Source organism: Sinorhizobium sp. P24N7 (assembly GCF_042436655.1).
Classification (GTDB): Bacteria; Pseudomonadota; Alphaproteobacteria; order Rhizobiales; family Rhizobiaceae; genus Sinorhizobium; species Sinorhizobium meliloti_A.
Window position 1 is genome coordinate 42,729 of record NZ_JBHMIW010000027.1, and the last position, 16,705, is coordinate 59,433.

Below are 16,705 nucleotides of genomic sequence, written 5' to 3' on the forward strand. Positions count from 1 at the left end.
GGAAGACCGGCGTTCTGCCGGTCTTTTTTGTTGTAAAAGCACGCTGCAACCCTTGCATTCCAAGGGATTAGGCGCAATTGGGAATGGCAAGACGTGGGCATTGCTTTCGCAGCCCCGCCTTAAGAAGACAGTCGTTTCGAACCAGCATGAAAGGGGTGGAAACATGAACAAAAATGAGCTCGTGGCTGCCGTAGCCGACAAGGCCGGACTCTCGAAGGCAGATGCGTCTTCTGCCGTTGATGCAGTTTTTGAGACCATTCAGGGCGAACTGAAGAACGGCGGCGACATCCGCCTCGTCGGATTCGGCAATTTCTCCGTATCGCGCCGCGAAGCCAGCAAGGGCCGCAACCCGTCGACGGGTGCGGAAGTTGACATCCCGGCACGCAACGTGCCGAAGTTCACGGCCGGCAAGGGCCTCAAGGACGCCGTCAACTAATTTACCGATGGAGCGGCGGGTGCCTCCGTCCGCTACTGGTTCATGTTCCATCTGTCGCGATACCGCCCAGGCGGCATTCGGCAGGTTGATTGGGGCCCGGTCATCCGGGCCTCTTTTCATTCCGGCTTTCCCTGTCATCCGGCTGTTACAGGACAGTTGCAAAAGCCTCCCGTCCGACGTTTTCGGACGCACGCGGTAGCGCAACGGCGTGCCGCGACAAGGAGGGACAGATGAAAGCAATTTCCATCACCACGGCATTGGCCGCGGCACTTGCCGCATCGACGGCGTCGGTCGTTCAGGCCGAACAGGTATTCAATCGCATCGCATCCTTTGCGGTGGCCACGAATTTGCCCGAGGGGGCCGAGCGGAACGCCCCGACATCGGCCGAAATCATCACCGCAAGCGAAGACGGCAATACGCTGATCTATTCCGACAGTCCCGGCAAACGCATTGGTTTCATCGACATCACCGACGCCAGGGCGCCTGAGGCAGGCGGTATCGTCTCGTTCGACGGGGAGCCGACTTCGGTTGCGGTAGCCGGTGCCAAAGCGCTCGTTGCCGTCAACACGAGCGAAAGCTTTACCAAGCCATCCGGCGTGCTCGCCGTGGTCGACATTGCCGGCAGGGAGGTGGATGCCACCTGCGATCTCGGTGGCCAGCCGGACTCGGTGGCCGTGAACAAGGATCGGACGCTTGCCGCAATCGCGATCGAGAACGAGCGCGACGAGGACGTCAATGACGGGCAGATCCCTCAGATGCCTGCAGGAGATCTCGTGATCCTGTCGCTGAAGGACGGGGCGGCCGATTGCGCGACCATCAAGCATGTGACGCTGACCGGTCTCGCCGAGGTCGCCGGCGACGATCCCGAGCCGGAATTCGTAACCTTCAACGGCCGGGACGAGATTGCGCTCACCCTCCAGGAGAACAACCACATCGTCATCATCGACGGTAAGTCCGCAACCGTGAAGACGCATTTCCCTGCGGGCACGGTCGATCTCCAAGGTATCGACACAAAGCGCGACGGCTCCATCGCCTTTACCGGCGAGCAGGCGGGCCGCAAGCGCGAGCCCGATGCGATCAAGTGGCTCGACGACGATCGCCTGGTCGTCGCCAATGAGGGCGATTATGAGGGCGGGAGCCGCGGCTTCACGATCTTCGACACGACCGGGAAGGTCCTCTACGAGTCGGGAGCAGCCTTCGAACACGCTATCGCGTCGATCGGCCACTATCCGGAAAAGCGTTCTTCGGCGAAGGGCGTCGAACCGGAAGGGCTTGAAATGGCGCAATTCGGCGAAGACAAGCTCTTCTTCGTTCTCTCGGAACGCGCCTCGATCGTCGGCGTCTACAAGGATACGGGCGGCGAACCGGAGCTCGTGCAACTTCTGCCCTCCGGCGTTTCCCCCGAGGGCGCTGTCGCCATTCCCGGGCGCAACCTGTTTGCGACCGCCAACGAGGTCGATCTCGTCGAAGACGGCGGGGCGCGGGCGCATGTCATGATCTACGAGCGCGGGGAAGGGGAGGCTGCCTATCCGCAGATCCGTTCCGTGGAGAAGGATGGGCAACCCATCGGCTTCGGGGCGCTTTCCGGCCTTGCCGCTGCCGACAAGCCCGGCTTCCTGCATGCGGTCAATGATTCAGTCTATTCGTCGCAGCCGACCATCTTCACGATCGACGCTACGCAGAAGCCCGCTTTGATCACGGAAGCCCTGCCGGTCACCCGTGACGGCGCTCCCGCCCAGAAGCTCGACGTCGAAGGCATCGCCACTGACGGCGAAGGCGGCTTCTGGCTCGCTTCGGAAGGCAACTCCGACAAGCTCTACAGCCATGCGCTGCTGCATGTGAACAGGAAGGGCGAGATCAAGCAGGAGATCGCACTACCGGAGGAGTTGCGCGCCAGCGAGATCCGCTACGGCTTCGAAGGCATCGCCGTCGTGGGCGAAGGGGACGACCAGGTTCTCTGGATGGCTGTGCAGCGCGAATGGAAGGATGACGAGAAGGGCTTCGTCAAGCTCGTCTCCTACAAGCCGTCGAGCAAGGAATGGGGCGCCGTGCGCTATCCGCTTGAAAAGGCGGAGGAAGGCTGGGTCGGCCTGTCGGAAATCTCCGTTCATGGAGCCTACGCCTATATTCTCGAGCGTGACAATCTGGTCGGCGAAGCCGCCAAGCTCAAGAAGCTCTACCGCGTCGCGCTTGCGGACCTGAAACCCGCGGCACTCGGCGGGGCACTGCCTGTCGTGAGCAAGGAAGAGGTGCGCGACCTCATTCCGGACCTGCAGTCGCTGAACGGCTATGTCGTCGACAAGGTCGAAGGCTTTGCAATCGACGCGGCCGGCAACGGTTATGTCGTCACCGACAATGACGACGTCGACGACTCCTCCGGCGAAACGCTGTTCTTCTCCATAGGCGCGATGGACGCCATGTAAGCGTCCGATACGGAGAAAACGAAAGAGGCCGGGACATGATGTCCCGGCCTCTTGATTCTAGAAACGGCCTTCAGCGCGCGACGGCAATCTCCGTCGCTTCCGCTTCTTCCTTGCGCTTGCGGATATCGTCGGTTTTCTCGACGAGTTTGCTGACGATATCGTACAACTGGTCCAGTTGCTCGTCATCGAGCGCCGAAAAGATCTCTTCGATGAGCTGTTTGCGCGGATGTTCTGCAGCCTGAAGAACGGCCCTGCCGGTCTCTGTTATGGAGACGATCTTTGCGCGGCGATCCTCGGGGTCGGGTTTTCTCATGACCAGACGGTCGCGTTCCAGTCCGTCGATCGCCTCGGTCACTGTTCGCGGAGCGAAATTCAACGCACAGGCTATGTCGGTAGACCGACAGGGTCCGAGCTTGCTCAGGAAGAACAGGAACTTGCTCCTGGCAAGCGATACGCCTTCCTCCGTCATGGACTCGTTCACCAGACGATGAACGCGATGGTAGAGCTCGAACAGCTTATCGGAAACCTCGAATGTCTTCTTCATGACCTTATGAGTTATTATGAGGGGCCATGTGAAATGGCAGTGACATTATTGATAGTCACAATTGCCGCATTTGTCGACCAAAACCACCTAAAACTTGGGAATGACCGGCGGCGATAAGAAACGCGCCCTCGTCGCGATGCCGTTGTTTGCGAAGCGAAGAGTTGTCGGCCGGCGCGTCGTAACGCTGCCCGCGTTCAAGCATTCCGTGGATACCCGGTCCTGCTGCCATTGACGAAAGCGGCGGCGCCGGGCCATGGTCCGCCCGGCCATGCCCTTCAGATTTGTTCACACCGCAGACCTCCATCTCGATTCGCCCTTGCGCAGCCTGGCACTCCGGAATGCGGAGCTTGCCGGCCTCGTTCGAAGCGCGACGCGCGATGCGCTCGTCCGCATCGTCGACCTCTGCATCGCCGAAAGCGTCGATGCGCTTTTGATCGCCGGCGATCTCTATGACGGCAGCCAGACCTCCATGAACACGGCGCTCTTCCTGGCGGCCGAGCTTCGGCGGCTCGACGAGGCCGGCATCCGGACGTTCATCATTCGCGGCAATCACGATTCCCAGTCGCAGGTGACGCGCGAACTCACTTTGCCGTCTTCGGTGCATGTATTTGCCGGCCGGAGCAGGGCGGTACATGTCAAGACGCTTGCGAACGGCCGCACGGTGCACATCCACGGCGTGAGCTTTGCCGATCCGCACGCGCCGGAAAGCCTGCTGCCTCAGTTCCATCCGCCGGTCGCCGGCGGCATCAATATCGGCATGCTGCATACCAGCCTCTCCGGATCCGCGGCCCACGACCCTTACGCGCCCTGCAGCGTCGCCGAGCTTCAGCGGCACGGTTTCGATTATTGGGCGCTCGGTCATGTCCATCAGCGGCAGGTGCACTGCGAAAAGCCCTGCATCGTCATGCCCGGCATGCCGCAGGGCCGAGACATCAACGAAGCGGGGACGAAGGGCGTCACGATCGTGACGATCGACGATGAGGGGCTGGTTGCGCTGGATGACCGGCCGACCGGCACCGCCGCGTTCGAGCGACATGAGATCGACGTGAGCGGGATTGCGGACTGGCGCGACATGCTGGATGCGGTGGGCCGTGAATTGATCCACCTTCGAAAGAACATGGCGGCGGACAATCTGATCCTGCGCTTGACGCTGACCGGCGCGACGCCGCTTGCCTGGCGCCTCAGGCGCGACGCGGATCTCCTGGAAGCGGAGATCGTCAACATCGCGGCCGGGATCGGCGGATGCTGGATCGAGAAGACGGAACTGGGCTGCCAGGCAATCGGCAATGCGGAGCAAAGTGCGGCCGACCCGGTCGGCGAACTGGCGGCACTCGTCGAAAACGACGTTCTGCCCTCCTTCGGCTTTCGCGGCGAGCTGAGCGGAGTTGCAAAGGAGCTCCTGCAGCAATTGCCGCCTGAACTCAGGCAGGTGCTGGCGAGCGACGAGGAGGCGCTGGAGCGGCTGGCGCTGGAGGCAGCACTTGCGGGGAGTGCGGATGTGCTGGCGCATCTTCACGGCCGTGCCGGCGCCGGAGGCATCGACTGATGCGGCTTCAGCGACTGGAGCTCGTCCGCTACGGAAAATTCACGGAGCGGCATCTCGATTTCGGCGAGGCGAGACTGGGCGAGCCGGATTTTCACCTCATCTACGGCCCGAACGAAGCGGGCAAGTCGACCCTCTTTTCCGGCTTCCTCGACCTCGTCTTCGGCATCGAACGTTCGAGCCCCTACGGCTTCCTGCATCCCTATCAGACGATGCGGATCGGCGGCATCGTCGCGGCCGGTAACCGCCTGCATCACGCCTACCGCATCAAGCGCAACGCCAACAGCCTGATCGGCCCCGACGAGCAGCCGCTGCCCGATGGCCTGTTTTCCACAGCCCTCGGCTCGATCGACCGGGCAACCTACAGCACGATGTTCTCGCTCGACGACGACAGCATCGAAGAGGGCGGGGAAGCCATACTGAAGAGCGAGGGCGAGCTGGGGTCTCTCCTGTTTTCCGCGAGTTCCGGTTTGCCGGACAGCGCCGCCGTGCTTGCCGGGCTTCGAGCCGAAGCGGATTCTTTCTTCCGCCCGCAGGCGCGCAAGCACCAGCTCGCCGAACTGAAGGCGGAGCTCGACGCACTGAAGGCGGAGCGGAACGCGGTCGACGTGAATGCACGCGAATATGCAGCACTCCGCAAGGCCCTGGCGAGAATGCGCGCACGCCACGAGGCAGCGGCGAGGCAGCGCAACGAGTTGCGTGCCGACCGGGACCGGATGCGGGCTCAGCGCGACGCCCTGCCGCTTCTCGCGCGGCTTCGCGGCGTGCGGCAGGAGCTTGCCGGGCGGGACCCGTTGCCGGTGCCGCCGGCCGAGTGGCAGGAGGAATTGCCGGTTCTTCGCCGCAGCGATGCGGAAATCGCCGCGCGGCTCCGGCAATTGCACGAGGAACTCGCCCGGCGGCGCGAAGAGCTTGCCAGGCTGCCTCGCGACGAGCAGGCGCTGGCGATCGCGGACCGGTTCGGGGCTCTGCGCGAAACCGCACTCGAAGCCCGCTATCTCACGGCTGACCGCGACATGCCGGCTCGTCTGGAGGAACTGGCGAAGACGGCCGCGGAGATCGATGCCTGTCTGATCCGCCTCGGCGAGGCGGGCAATCCCGACCTGGCCTCGCTCCTGCTGCAGGCGGCGCGCGCCGTCCGTCTGCAGGATCTGGTGCGCCGGCACGCAAGCCTTTCGGAAAGGCTGGCAGCGGCGCGCGAGGAGATGGAAACCGCGGAAGGGAACCACGGCGACGCCGAGCGCGAAGTTGCCCGGCTGAAGGAGGGGGCGGCCGACCCGGCGTTCCTCGCCGAACGCGTGCATCTCCTCCGGCAGAGCGACTGCCTGTTGCGCCAGCAGTCATCGGCACGAGAGATCGACCGGCTCGATGCAGCCATTTGCGACCGACTGGATGAATTGCGGCCTTTCGCCGGCACGATCGACGATCTGGCCGCGCTTCCTGCACCGGCACCGCCCATCGTGGAAGCGTGGCGGGCCGAGGACCACGCCGAGGCGGAGCGGCGCTTGCGCCTCGGCGACAGGATCGCCGACGAAAGCGAACGCCAGGCCGGAGACGAGGCGCGCCTTGCCGCCATTGCGGCCAATGGCGGCGTCGTGGACGACGCGACCGTGTGCGAACTAAGGCGCCGCCGCGATACTGCCTGGCAGCGGCATCGTGCCGGTCTGGACGAGCAGACGGCGATCGCGTTCGAGGCGGCACTGCACGAGCATGATGCAACCACGGCGCTTCGGCTTGCCCAGGCGGAGCGCGTGGCCGAGATACGCGCCCTGACGCTTGCCGTGACCGAGCGGCGCGCCCGCCTGCAGTCGCTGGACATGCAAAGGAAAGCCGCGGAGGAGCGGCGGCAGAGGCTGAATGCCGAGATCGGCGCCGCCGCACGCGCCTGTGGCTTGCCTTGCATAACGGGGCTGCCCCAGTTGGAGGCGTGGCTTGCCGCCCGCGCATCCGCGCTCGAATTGCGCATGGAACTTCGCACTGCGCTGAAGGAGCGCGACCGGGCGGTCGCCGAAGAGAAGGCGGCGGTCTGCAGTCTTCGGGCGGAGCTGGCGCGGCTCGGGATGAGCGATGCGCTGCCGGAGCGCCTCGACGCCTTGCTCGCGGTAGCGGAACTTGTCTCCTCCCGCGCCGAGGCCGCATCCACTGCTTGCCGGAATGCCGTGGCGCAGCTCCAACGCGCCTCGGAGGCGCTCGAAAAGCGGCGGACCGCTTTTGCGGCCGCGGAGGCTGCGATGGCATCCTGGTGCGGGGAATGGGACGAGGCGCTCGCCGGCACGTGGCTTTCCCGGCAGGTGGAGCGCCCGCTGCCGCAGGAAATCGGTCCCGTGCTCGCCGTGCTTCAGAACCTCGACAAGCTGATGCAGAAGAAAGCGGAGCTCGATCATCGCGTGGCGGGGATGCGCAGGGATCAGGCGGCCTTCACGGAAAACGTCGTCGGCGTGGCCGCCGCACTGGGCGAAGAACGGGCCGGCGATGTCCTCACGCTCTTTTCCGCGGTGCGCGACCGCGTTGCCGCCGCACTTCAGAAGGAGGAGCGCCGTCTGGCGCTTCAGGGCAATATCGAGCGCATGGAGGAGAGCCTCGACTCGCTGCGCGCCGAGGAGAGACTTCACGGCGCCAACAGGCAGAGGGTCCTCGACTTTTTCGGCTGCGGGACTCTCGACGAAGCGGCCGCCTGCCTGGAAGCCACCCGCGAAGAGCAGCGGCTGCGACAGCGATGCTCGGAAATGGAAAGCGATCTGGCCGCGCGGCTCGGCGTCGCGAGCGCCGCCGAGGCCGAAGCGCTGCTCGCCGAACTCGACGACCGGGAGCTCGGGCTGGAACTGGCGCGGCTGGAGGAGGCGATCGAGGCGGCCGACCGGGATGTCAGCGAGCTGCACTCCGATGTCAGGACCCGGGAGAGGGCGCTTGCCGCCGTCGAGGGCGGCGACCGGGTGGCGGAGCTCGAACAGCGGCGCCGCACGCTGCTTCTCGACATCGAGAGCAAGGCGATCGGCTATCTCCGCCTGCGCGCGGGCGTGATCGCCGCCGAACAGGCGCTCAGGCTGTTTCGCGAGCGCCACCGCAGCGCCATGATGCAACGCGCCTCGCGAACCTTCATGCATATCAGCGGCGGCGAATATTCCGGTCTCTCGACGCAAGCCGACAAGGGCCAGGAATTCCTCATAGCAAATACCGCCGCCGGCGGATCGAAGCTCGCCCGCGATCTTTCCAAGGGCACGCGCTTCCAGCTCTATCTCGCGCTCAGGATCGCCGGCTACCACGAAGTCGCGGCGACGCGGGAAACGCTGCCCTTCATCGCCGACGACATCATGGAAACCTTCGACGACGGCCGCGCCGGCCGCGCCTTCGAACTGATGGCGGAAATGGCCGATGTCGGACAGGTGATCTATCTGACCCACCACGAGCACCTTTGCGACATTGCGCGGAGCGCCTGCCCGGGCGTGACGATCCACCGGTTGTAGCCGCTTGCCGGAAAGAGGTAAGCTGCATGCGCCTTGCCCCTGCATCACCCGTCGGCTGGCCCGGCGAAGTCCCTCAAAGGAGGCTCCAATGGATATCTTCGAATGCGGATCGAGACCCTCGGCGCATGGCCCGGCCGAATATTTCACCGGCTCCGTTCGCGTGGACCCGGCCTTCGAGGCACCGTCACCCGCACGGGTACGCGGCGCGACGGTGACTTTCGAGCCCGGCGCGCGCACCGCCTGGCACACGCACCCGCTCGGCCAGACCCTGATCGTCACCGCAGGCCGCGGCCTCGCGCAGAGCTGGGGCGGGGAGCCGCGCGAGATCCGCGCCGGCGACGTCGTCTGGTTCCCGCCGGGAGAAAAGCATTGGCATGGCGCCGCGCCGGAAACGGGAATGACGCATATCGCAATTCAGGAGGCGCTCGACGGCAAGGCGGTGGACTGGCTCGAGCATGTGACGGAGGAGCAGTATCGGGGCGGGTAGCGGCTTATTCGGTCGTGCGCGTAGTAATTATCTTATAGAAAAAAGAGGTTATTGCGTTCCGTCACTCGAAGTCTGCCCAGTCAATAACTCTTCCTGCGTCTGCCTTAGAAGAGAGTCAGTCGCCGGACAGGCCGCCTGTTGGTGAGCGACGCCGGTCCACACGTGATCATTCCCCTGATAGTGAGATGATAGTCATCAGCTCACGCTTGATAAAGACGGGGAAATACCTTGCGTCACCACAATAAGCAAAAACGCAACTAGCCTCGAAAAACGGACCACCAGTCTGACACGAGAATCCAACAGTATTTAGAAAATCCACAATATTGCTCGCCTTTCTGCCAATTCGATACGTATTTCGTCATAAATATTAGAGAAGTCTTGTTGTTTTCTCGCCGTGAGCAATCGATCTCTGATATTGATGGTTTCGACCGCGTGCAAAGGAGTAGCCGCAAACACAATAGCAGCGCCAGTGAACGCGATCGCCACGCAGTTCTTTACCTTCACACTACGACCTTTTTGTTGCAACGCATCGCCTTGATCAGCGCCGAAACACGGCTCGGCCAACGAACTCTTCTCTCCTCCGCATGATTTCGCATTCGATGATCGAGAACTGAACTTTGTTATTCTCGGCGATGCTTATTCTCCCCTGTCAGTGCTTTTTCCTGTATTTGGCGAAGCGCAGCTGCTGCCTCCGGGCACGCGATAGGTTGGTGTGCAACAGCTGTATCGGCACCGCGTATCGTAATGAGGACATCCACAGACATCAGCCTCTTTCGAAAACCAACGAATGCGGACCGGTCGCCGCAATAGGCAAGAACGCATCTAGCCATGAAATACCCATCGTCAGTCCAGCAAGAAAAACCATTCTTCTTAAGAAAGCCAACAATATTCGCTACATCTCCCCCAAGTTCTCGGTATATATCTTGATAAATTCCGTCCATTTCAGTATGTTTTCTTGCGGCAAGCAGACGTTTCGTGACGTCATGGAGGTCGCCAGCGGAGACTGTGACCGCCATCCCGTGGAAGGCTGCAAGCATAATTGCTGCTGCAAGCCTCCTTGCATCGGGAACAGCTTCCATTCCGGCTAATGCTCAGAGCGGAGCAGCGCAGCCGAGAACCGACCGCAATCCGCCCGGCAACTGTCCACGACTCGCTGAAACCGGTGCCCGGGATTTACTGAAGCACGCACCCGAAACGCGCCGAGAGTCCCAGATAACTCACAGCTCCGCATATTTCTTGGCCGTTGCTCGCAGCCGATCGCTATACTCGTAGATCTGGTCCAGGCTATCGACTATCAGCCGCTCTTCGTTCTCGCCGTCGAACAAGCCAATGTATTTTACCGAGCGATTGAACCACAAGCGCGCTAGGGGCTTCCGATTGTTGTTGTCGACCAGGATGCCACAATAGGACTTCTGATCTCGCATCACGACGCGCTTCGGACTGATCGTGTCGCGAACTATAGCTTTCACAATCATGTATCCTTCACGCTCATCGTCGGTGGTGACGACGTCCGGCTCTTCTTCAACCGGAGTGTCGATCTTTTCGATGACCTCCTCGGTGTCGGCTAGGGCGCTGGAAAGCCTGCTTTTGACGGTGTCCATGATCACCTCGCGGAAGGCCGTGCGCACCACCCCGGTCAGCATTTCCTTGACCTGAGCCGTTATGCGTCCTTCGTACACACCGCCCGCAACTATGCGAACGAACTCGTCCGTCGGCTCTTCGATGAGTTTCGAGATGACCTGCTTAACGCCAGAAGTATATTTTAGGCGCTCAGCCGTCGCTAGAATTGCAGCGACGTTGAAGGCGGACTTTTCAAACTTGCGGAGCTCTGTGACGATTCCCGCGTTGAAATCGGTCACGTCGAAAACAAGAAACGGCCTCGTGTCGAGCTTGTTGGGCGCTTCGAGATCTGTGTAGAAGTTAAATGTCCGACCGTTCGTGAGGATCGCGAATTTCGCATTGGTGACGCTGAAGTAGCGGTAGAGTTGATCTAAATGCTTTTTGTCGAGCGCGACTGATATCGGTTTGCACTCCATAAGTATGCGAATTTCGTTGTCGATCTTGATGGCGTAATCGACCTTTTCGCCTTTCTTGCCCACAGCATCGGCCGTGAATTCGGGCACAACTTCTGTGGGGTCAAAAACGTCATACCCCAGCGATCGCAGGAAGGGCAGGACGACCGCTGTCTTCACCGCTTCTTCAGTTGCCATTGTGCTGGAATGCGACTTAACACGCTCAGAAATTGCGCGCAGGCTTTCTTCGATAGTGCTCATGAGTCCCTCGCTCGTTATGCGAGCAACGTTGCTGAAGCTCCACCTTTCGTCAATCCGGCAACCACATGAAATCTACTCTTGATAACCATCGACGCCATTCCGGTCACGCGTTCGTCACCGAGCCGGTCCTGGGTCGGCGAGGTCGAGTATCGCGCATGGACCGACAACGGAAAGTTGCGGCACGCTTCCCTCAAGGGGGACAGGCCACGCGAGGACGAAGCGGCCGTGTTCGATCTGAACTAGCCCAAAAACGCCAAATACAAAACCAAGTCACCGAGTCCCGAGCTAATTCCCGAACTGATCTTCTGTGTCGCGCTCTATCTTTTCCCGGGCTTCTGCTTCTCGGCGGTTCGCTGAAAGCATAAGAGATAGAGATGTCCCTGAGCTTGGGGAGACCTACACACGTCAAGCACTCTTGATCTTTTCGGTTACTCCATGCCGCACAGCAAGGGTGAGGGCGCGCAGCGAGTTTTTCAATGGAATCAATGGCTGCGGCGAGCGGACGGGTGGAAGAAATTGAGAACTGCCAAATAGGACAAAAGCCCCGCTTGTGCAGGACTTTGATGGCTAATTTCTCGGGAAGAAGTGGTGGGCGATGAGAGACTCGAACTCCCGACATCCTCGGTGTAAACGAGGCGCTCTACCAACTGAGCTAATCGCCCTATCGCGTTGCCGGACAAGTGTCCGCCGCGTCGGTGGGCGTGATCTATGCGTAACCGGCGAAAACCGCAAGAGCGTTCGAGCGATTTTTTCGAATTTTTTATCGCGGACCGGGGCACCCGTCAGGAAGTCTGTGGACAATTGGGGGGGGGAAGGGAGGCGGCTGGCGAGGCAGGCGGCGCATTGTTGGTCGCTCCGCTGCGCCCGCATATAAAGGAAGGGCGAGCTCCCGAGGGGGTGAGGGGGTGCTCACCTTTGGTGCGCGCTTCCACAGACGGCAAAATCCTTGCCTGAAGCCATGCTGTGGACCAAAAAACGTTCCGTCACCGATTTGTTTTCAATCGCGCTTGACACCCCAAAGCGAACCGCTTAGTTAGCCGCTCATCGAACGGCAAGGCCGCTTCGGGCAGGGGCGCGCGAGCGCGTCTGGAAGGTCAAGAGATGCGGGTGTAGCTCAGTCGGTTAGAGTGCCGGCCTGTCACGCCGGAGGTCGCGGGTTCGAGCCCCGTCACTCGCGCCACTCTTGAAGGAATGCGGCATTCTCAAAAAGTGCCGATGATGAGATAATGGTCAGCGATGGCCATAATGCGCGGGTGTAGCTCAGTCGGTTAGAGTGCCGGCCTGTCACGCCGGAGGTCGCGGGTTCGAGCCCCGTCACTCGCGCCATTCTCTTCTCACGTGGCCGTCTCCCCTTATCTGTGCTTCCTTTTTTTGCATTGCGGCAAAGTGTCTCGCCGCGGAATTCCTGGCGCCGGGAGGCCCGGCTTCCCGCGATTGCGCGCCTTGCCGCGCATCCTGCGGTGGGCGCATCCCCGCTATGCGCTGCGAACCGGTTTAAATGCCCCTTCGAGGCTTGCGCCCGGGCGCCGGCTGCGCTAACCACTCTGGCGTTGCAACATGCTTTTCGGCCTGCGGCATTCTTCGTTGAAGCGCTTTCATGGCGCCCTCCGCAGGCAGGGACGGATAAAATGACAGAACTTCTCGGTTCCTACGTACCGATCGCGATTTTCATTGGGATCGCGCTGGTGATCGGCCTCGCACTTCTGGTCGCTCCTTTCGCCGTCGCCTTCAAGGCGCCTGATTCGGAAAAACTGTCGGCTTACGAGTGCGGCTTCAATGCGTTCGACGATGCCCGCATGAAGTTCGACGTCCGCTTCTATCTCGTGTCGATCCTTTTCATCATCTTCGATCTCGAGGTCGCCTTCCTCTTCCCCTGGGCGGTTTCGTTCAAGGAGTTGGGCTGGTTCGGCTTCTGGTCGATGATGGTCTTCCTTCTGGTCCTGACGGTCGGCTTTATCTATGAATGGAAGAAGGGAGCGCTGGAATGGAATTAGCATCCGGCACCACGCTCGTTGCGCCGCAGCCCAAGGGTATCCTCGATCCCGCGACCGGCAAGCCGATCGGCAGCAATGACGCGTTCTTCGGCGAGATCAACAACGAGCTCGCCGACAAGGGCTTTCTCGTCACCTCGACCGACGAGTTGATCAACTGGGCCCGCACCGGTTCGCTGATGTGGATGACTTTCGGTCTCGCCTGCTGCGCGGTCGAAATGATGCAGATGTCGATGCCGCGTTACGATGCCGAACGCTTCGGTTTTGCGCCCCGCGCCTCGCCGCGTCAGTCCGACGTCATGATCGTCGCCGGCACGCTGACCAACAAGATGGCGCCGGCCTTGCGCAAGGTCTATGACCAGATGCCCGAGCCGCGTTACGTGATCTCGATGGGATCCTGCGCCAATGGCGGCGGCTACTATCACTATTCCTATTCGGTTGTGCGCGGCTGCGACCGCGTCGTGCCCGTCGACATCTATGTGCCAGGCTGTCCTCCCACGGCAGAAGCGCTGCTTTACGGCGTGCTTCTGCTGCAGAAGAAGATCCGCCGGACCGGCACGATCGAGCGCTAAGGGCAGGGGAACTTAAGATGAGTGAAGCCCTGAACGAGCTTGCCTCCTATCTTCGCGAGGCGCGTGGCGCGCTGATCGCCGATGCGGAGGTCAAATACGGCGAACTGACGCTGACGGCGAAAGCCGAGAACCTCGTCGCGCTACTGACTTTCCTGCGCGACGACGTCCAGTGTGGTTTCGTCAGCTTCATCGATGTCTGCGGGGTCGATTATCCGCAGCGCCCGGACCGCTTCGATGTCGTCTATCATCTTCTCTCGCCGCGCCAGAACCAGCGCGTCCGCGTGAAGGTTGCGACCGGCGAGAACGAGCCTGTCCCCTCGGCGACGTCGGTCTATCCCGGCGCCGACTGGTTCGAGCGCGAAGCCTACGACATGTACGGCATCCTCTTCACCGGTCACCCGGATCTGAGGCGCATCCTGACGGACTACGGCTTCGAAGGCTATCCGCTGCGCAAGGACTTCCCGCTGACCGGTTTCGTCGAGGTGCGTTACGACAACGAGGCCAAGCGCGTCGTCTACGAACCCGTCGAGCTGAAGCAGGAATTCCGCAATTTCGACTTTCTTTCGCCCTGGGAAGGCACGGAATACGTGCTGCCCGGCGACGAAAAGGCGAGACCACGCTGAATTAAGTCGGCCCGCGGCGATCCGCGAAGGACGCCATCCGGCCTGGAGCAATCGGTATGACCGAACATAACGTCCGCAACTTCAACATCAACTTCGGCCCGCAGCATCCGGCGGCGCACGGCGTTCTGCGTCTGGTGCTGGAGCTTGACGGCGAGATCGTCGAGCGCGTCGATCCGCATATCGGCCTCCTGCATCGCGGCACGGAAAAGCTGATCGAGGCCAAGACCTATCTGCAGGCGATACCCTATTTCGACCGGCTCGACTATGTCGCGCCGATGAACCAGGAGCACGCCTTCGCGCTTGCGGTCGAGAGATTGACCGGTGCGCAGGTGCCGGTCCGCGGTCAGCTGATCCGCGTTCTCTATTCGGAGATCGGCCGGATCCTGTCGCATCTCCTCAACGTGACGACTCAAGCCATGGATGTCGGCGCGCTTACGCCGCCGCTCTGGGGCTTCGAGGAGCGCGAGAAGCTGATGGTCTTTTACGAGCGGGCCTGCGGCGCGCGCATGCACGCGGCCTATTTCCGTCCGGGCGGCGTGCATCAGGACCTGCCGCACCAGCTGGTCGAAGATATCGGCAACTGGATCGACCCGTTCCTGAAGACCGTCGACGATATCGACGAGCTTCTGACCGGCAACCGCATCTTCAAGCAGCGCAACGTCGATATCGGCGTCGTCAGCCTCGAGGACGCCTGGGCCTGGGGTTTCTCGGGCGTGATGGTGCGCGGCTCGGGGGCGGCCTGGGATCTGCGCCGTTCGCAGCCCTATGAATGCTATTCCGACCTGGAGTTCGACATTCCGATCGGCAAGAACGGCGACTGCTTCGACCGCTATCTCATCCGCATGATCGAGATGCGCCAGTCGGCGCGTATCATGCGCCAGTGCGTAGACCGTCTGCTCGGCGATGCCAAGATCGGTCCGGTCTCCTCGCTCGACGGCAAGATCGTGCCGCCGAAGCGCGGCGAGATGAAGCGGTCGATGGAGGCGCTGATCCATCACTTCAAGCTCTATACCGAGGGCTATCACGTGCCGGCCGGGGAGGTCTACGCCGCGGTCGAGGCGCCCAAGGGCGAGTTCGGCGTCTACCTGGTCTCCGACGGCACCAACAAGCCGTATCGCTGCAAGATCCGCGCTCCGGGTTACGCGCATCTTCAGGCGATGGACTTCCTCTGTCGCGGACACCAGCTTGCCGACGTTTCGGCCGTGCTGGGCTCCCTCGATATCGTTTTCGGCGAGGTGGATCGCTGATGCGTCTGGTGCCGCTCGTCGCCGTCGGACTTCTTGCGCTCGCCTCCGGGGCCTCGGCCCAGGAGGACGTCGGCAGCGAGTCATCCGCAGCGCTCAGGGGCGGCACCATGCCGGCGCTCCTGTCGAGGGGTTACGAGATCAAAGCAGCCGTCAACAACGGCGCGCGCTACATCGTGTTTTTGCAGAAAGACCAGTCAGCCTATGCCTGCGAATTTGTCTCGCTGACGAAATCGCGGTGCGGTTCGATTAACTGATAAGGTGTCCACTAGAATGTCCGTTCGTCGACTAGCCGAAGACACAGTCCAGCCAGCGGCCTTCGCGTTCAGCAAGGAAAACGCTGCCTGGGCCGAGGCAACGATCAAGAAATATCCCGAGGGCCGCGAGCAGTCGGCGGTCATCCCCCTGCTGATGCGTGCTCAGGAGCAGGATGGCTGGGTGACGAGGGCGGCGATCGAGTCGGTCGCCGACATGCTCGGCATGGCCTATATCCGTGTTCTCGAAGTCGCCACCTTCTATACGCAATTCCAGCTGCAGCCGGTCGGAACGCGTGCCCACGTCCAGGTCTGCGGCACCACGCCCTGCATGCTGCGCGGCGCCGAAGACCTGATCAGGATCTGCAAGAAGAAGATCGCCAGTGAACCGTTCACCCTCAACGAGGGCGGCACCCTTTCCTGGGAAGAGGTCGAATGTCAGGGCGCCTGCGTCAACGCGCCGATGGTCATGATCTTCAAGGACACGTTCGAGGATCTGACGCCGGAGCGGCTCGAGGAGATCATCGACCGCTTCGAGGCCGGGAAGGGGGCGGAAGTCGTGCCGGGCCCGCAGATCGACCGCATCTATTCCGCGCCGATCGGCGGCCTGACGACGCTGCAGGGGCCCGAGCCGGTCGAAGAGAAGAAGAAATCGGTCCGCAAGTCGAAGGACGAACAGGCGGTGAGCGTGCCTCCGTCGAATGCGGCAAAGCCTTCGACCGCGACGGACGTTACCAATCCGACCTTGAAGACGCCGGCCACCGCCAGGAAGGCGGCGGCGAAGAACGTCAAGATCGAAGGTGAAACGGTCGATAAGTCGAAGCCCGCGAAGAAGCCGCGGTGAAGAGGTG

Annotated in this window: 17 protein-coding genes and 3 tRNA genes; 14 read left to right on the forward strand and 6 right to left on the reverse strand. The window is 61.8% G+C overall.

Translation table 11 applies throughout. The features are described 5' to 3' along the window. The first annotated feature begins 163 nt into the window (after window positions 1–163). Together hupB and ACFHWW_RS32155 are read left to right on the forward strand one after the other, a co-directional pair. A complete protein-coding gene (gene hupB / locus ACFHWW_RS32150) occupies window positions 164–436 on the forward strand; it encodes a DNA-binding protein HupB (protein ID WP_003531811.1) in 273 nt (90 codons plus the stop codon). 230 nt (window positions 437–666) lie between these two features. Next, window positions 667–2,859, forward strand: a complete 2,193-nt coding sequence (locus tag ACFHWW_RS32155) for an esterase-like activity of phytase family protein (protein ID WP_379943325.1) — start codon at window positions 667–669, stop codon at window positions 2,857–2,859. 70 nt (window positions 2,860–2,929) lie between these two features. Here ACFHWW_RS32155 and ACFHWW_RS32160 read toward each other — a convergent pair whose 3' ends face one another. Further along, window positions 2,930–3,403 (reverse strand): MarR family winged helix-turn-helix transcriptional regulator, encoded by a 474-nt coding sequence (locus ACFHWW_RS32160; RefSeq protein WP_018094837.1) that lies wholly within the window; start codon window positions 3,401–3,403, stop codon window positions 2,930–2,932. A 55-nt stretch (window positions 3,404–3,458) separates the two neighbouring features. Beyond that, window positions 3,459–3,692, reverse strand: coding sequence for a hypothetical protein (locus tag ACFHWW_RS32165; RefSeq protein ID WP_379943368.1), 234 nt, complete (start codon window positions 3,690–3,692; stop codon window positions 3,459–3,461). Between ACFHWW_RS32165 and ACFHWW_RS32170 the strand changes: the two genes are divergently transcribed. The 3 genes from ACFHWW_RS32170 to ACFHWW_RS32180 all read left to right on the forward strand — a co-directional run bounded on the left by ACFHWW_RS32170 (window position 3,657) and on the right by ACFHWW_RS32180 (window position 8,897). After that, on the forward strand, window positions 3,657–4,949 hold the full coding sequence (locus ACFHWW_RS32170; RefSeq protein WP_379943327.1) for an exonuclease SbcCD subunit D: 1,293 nt from the start codon (window positions 3,657–3,659) through the stop codon (window positions 4,947–4,949). The genes ACFHWW_RS32165 and ACFHWW_RS32170 overlap by 36 nt on opposite strands. Further along, window positions 4,949–8,410, forward strand: a complete 3,462-nt coding sequence (locus ACFHWW_RS32175; protein WP_379943329.1) for an AAA family ATPase — start codon at window positions 4,949–4,951, stop codon at window positions 8,408–8,410. Before ACFHWW_RS32170 ends, ACFHWW_RS32175 begins: the two co-directional genes overlap by 1 nt. Before the next feature lie 88 nt (window positions 8,411–8,498). Then, complete coding sequence (locus ACFHWW_RS32180) at window positions 8,499–8,897, forward strand: cupin domain-containing protein (RefSeq protein WP_275596463.1); 399 nt, start codon at window positions 8,499–8,501, stop codon at window positions 8,895–8,897. Window positions 8,898–9,203: 306 nt separating this feature from the next. Here the strand turns inward: ACFHWW_RS32180 and ACFHWW_RS32185 are convergent, their stop codons facing one another. From ACFHWW_RS32185 to ACFHWW_RS32195, 3 genes are all read right to left on the reverse strand, one after another. Further along, window positions 9,204–9,461 carry a hypothetical protein gene (locus ACFHWW_RS32185; protein WP_379943331.1) on the reverse strand — a complete coding sequence of 86 codons (258 nt, stop codon included), beginning with the start codon at window positions 9,459–9,461 and terminating at the stop codon, window positions 9,204–9,206. A 56-nt stretch (window positions 9,462–9,517) separates the two neighbouring features. Continuing rightward, window positions 9,518–9,976 (reverse strand): hypothetical protein, encoded by a 459-nt coding sequence (locus ACFHWW_RS32190; RefSeq protein ID WP_379943333.1) that lies wholly within the window; start codon window positions 9,974–9,976, stop codon window positions 9,518–9,520. A gap of 138 nt (window positions 9,977–10,114) precedes the next feature. Then, window positions 10,115–11,170, reverse strand: coding sequence for a type I restriction endonuclease (locus ACFHWW_RS32195; RefSeq protein WP_379943335.1), 1,056 nt, complete (start codon window positions 11,168–11,170; stop codon window positions 10,115–10,117). Between the two features lie 78 nt (window positions 11,171–11,248). On the opposite strand from ACFHWW_RS32195, the gene ACFHWW_RS32200 reads away from it, so the two are divergent. Beyond that, window positions 11,249–11,413 carry a hypothetical protein gene (locus ACFHWW_RS32200; protein ID WP_379943337.1) on the forward strand — a complete coding sequence of 55 codons (165 nt, stop codon included), beginning with the start codon at window positions 11,249–11,251 and terminating at the stop codon, window positions 11,411–11,413. A gap of 343 nt (window positions 11,414–11,756) precedes the next feature. Here the strand turns inward: ACFHWW_RS32200 and ACFHWW_RS32205 are convergent. Further along, a tRNA-Val gene (locus tag ACFHWW_RS32205) sits at window positions 11,757–11,832 on the reverse strand. 441 nt (window positions 11,833–12,273) lie between these two features. Here ACFHWW_RS32205 and ACFHWW_RS32210 point away from each other — a divergent pair. From ACFHWW_RS32210 to nuoE, 8 genes are all read left to right on the forward strand, one after another. Next, window positions 12,274–12,350: transfer RNA gene (locus tag ACFHWW_RS32210), tRNA-Asp, on the forward strand. Window positions 12,351–12,419: 69 nt separating this feature from the next. Then, window positions 12,420–12,496 (forward strand) — tRNA-Asp (locus tag ACFHWW_RS32215). Window positions 12,497–12,798: 302 nt separating this feature from the next. Continuing rightward, entirely contained in the window at window positions 12,799–13,164 is a 366-nt protein-coding gene (locus ACFHWW_RS32220) for an NADH-quinone oxidoreductase subunit A (protein ID WP_018094842.1), read from the forward strand. Further along, window positions 13,155–13,733 (forward strand): NADH-quinone oxidoreductase subunit B family protein, encoded by a 579-nt coding sequence (locus ACFHWW_RS32225; protein ID WP_003531828.1) that lies wholly within the window; start codon window positions 13,155–13,157, stop codon window positions 13,731–13,733. The genes ACFHWW_RS32220 and ACFHWW_RS32225 overlap by 10 nt, the downstream gene beginning before the upstream one ends. A 17-nt stretch (window positions 13,734–13,750) precedes the next feature. Continuing rightward, window positions 13,751–14,356, forward strand: a complete 606-nt coding sequence (locus tag ACFHWW_RS32230; protein WP_018094843.1) for an NADH-quinone oxidoreductase subunit C — start codon at window positions 13,751–13,753, stop codon at window positions 14,354–14,356. A 56-nt stretch (window positions 14,357–14,412) separates the two neighbouring features. Next, window positions 14,413–15,603, forward strand: coding sequence for an NADH-quinone oxidoreductase subunit D (locus tag ACFHWW_RS32235; RefSeq protein WP_379943339.1), 1,191 nt, complete (start codon window positions 14,413–14,415; stop codon window positions 15,601–15,603). Further along, entirely contained in the window at window positions 15,603–15,857 is a 255-nt protein-coding gene (locus tag ACFHWW_RS32240; RefSeq protein WP_018094845.1) for a hypothetical protein, read from the forward strand. The genes ACFHWW_RS32235 and ACFHWW_RS32240 overlap by 1 nt, the downstream gene beginning before the upstream one ends. Before the next feature lie 16 nt (window positions 15,858–15,873). After that, the gene (gene nuoE, locus ACFHWW_RS32245; protein ID WP_100672194.1) at window positions 15,874–16,698 is read left to right on the forward strand and encodes an NADH-quinone oxidoreductase subunit NuoE; all 825 of its coding nucleotides are present in this window, start codon (window positions 15,874–15,876) and stop codon (window positions 16,696–16,698) included. Window positions 16,699–16,705 lie beyond the last annotated feature (7 nt).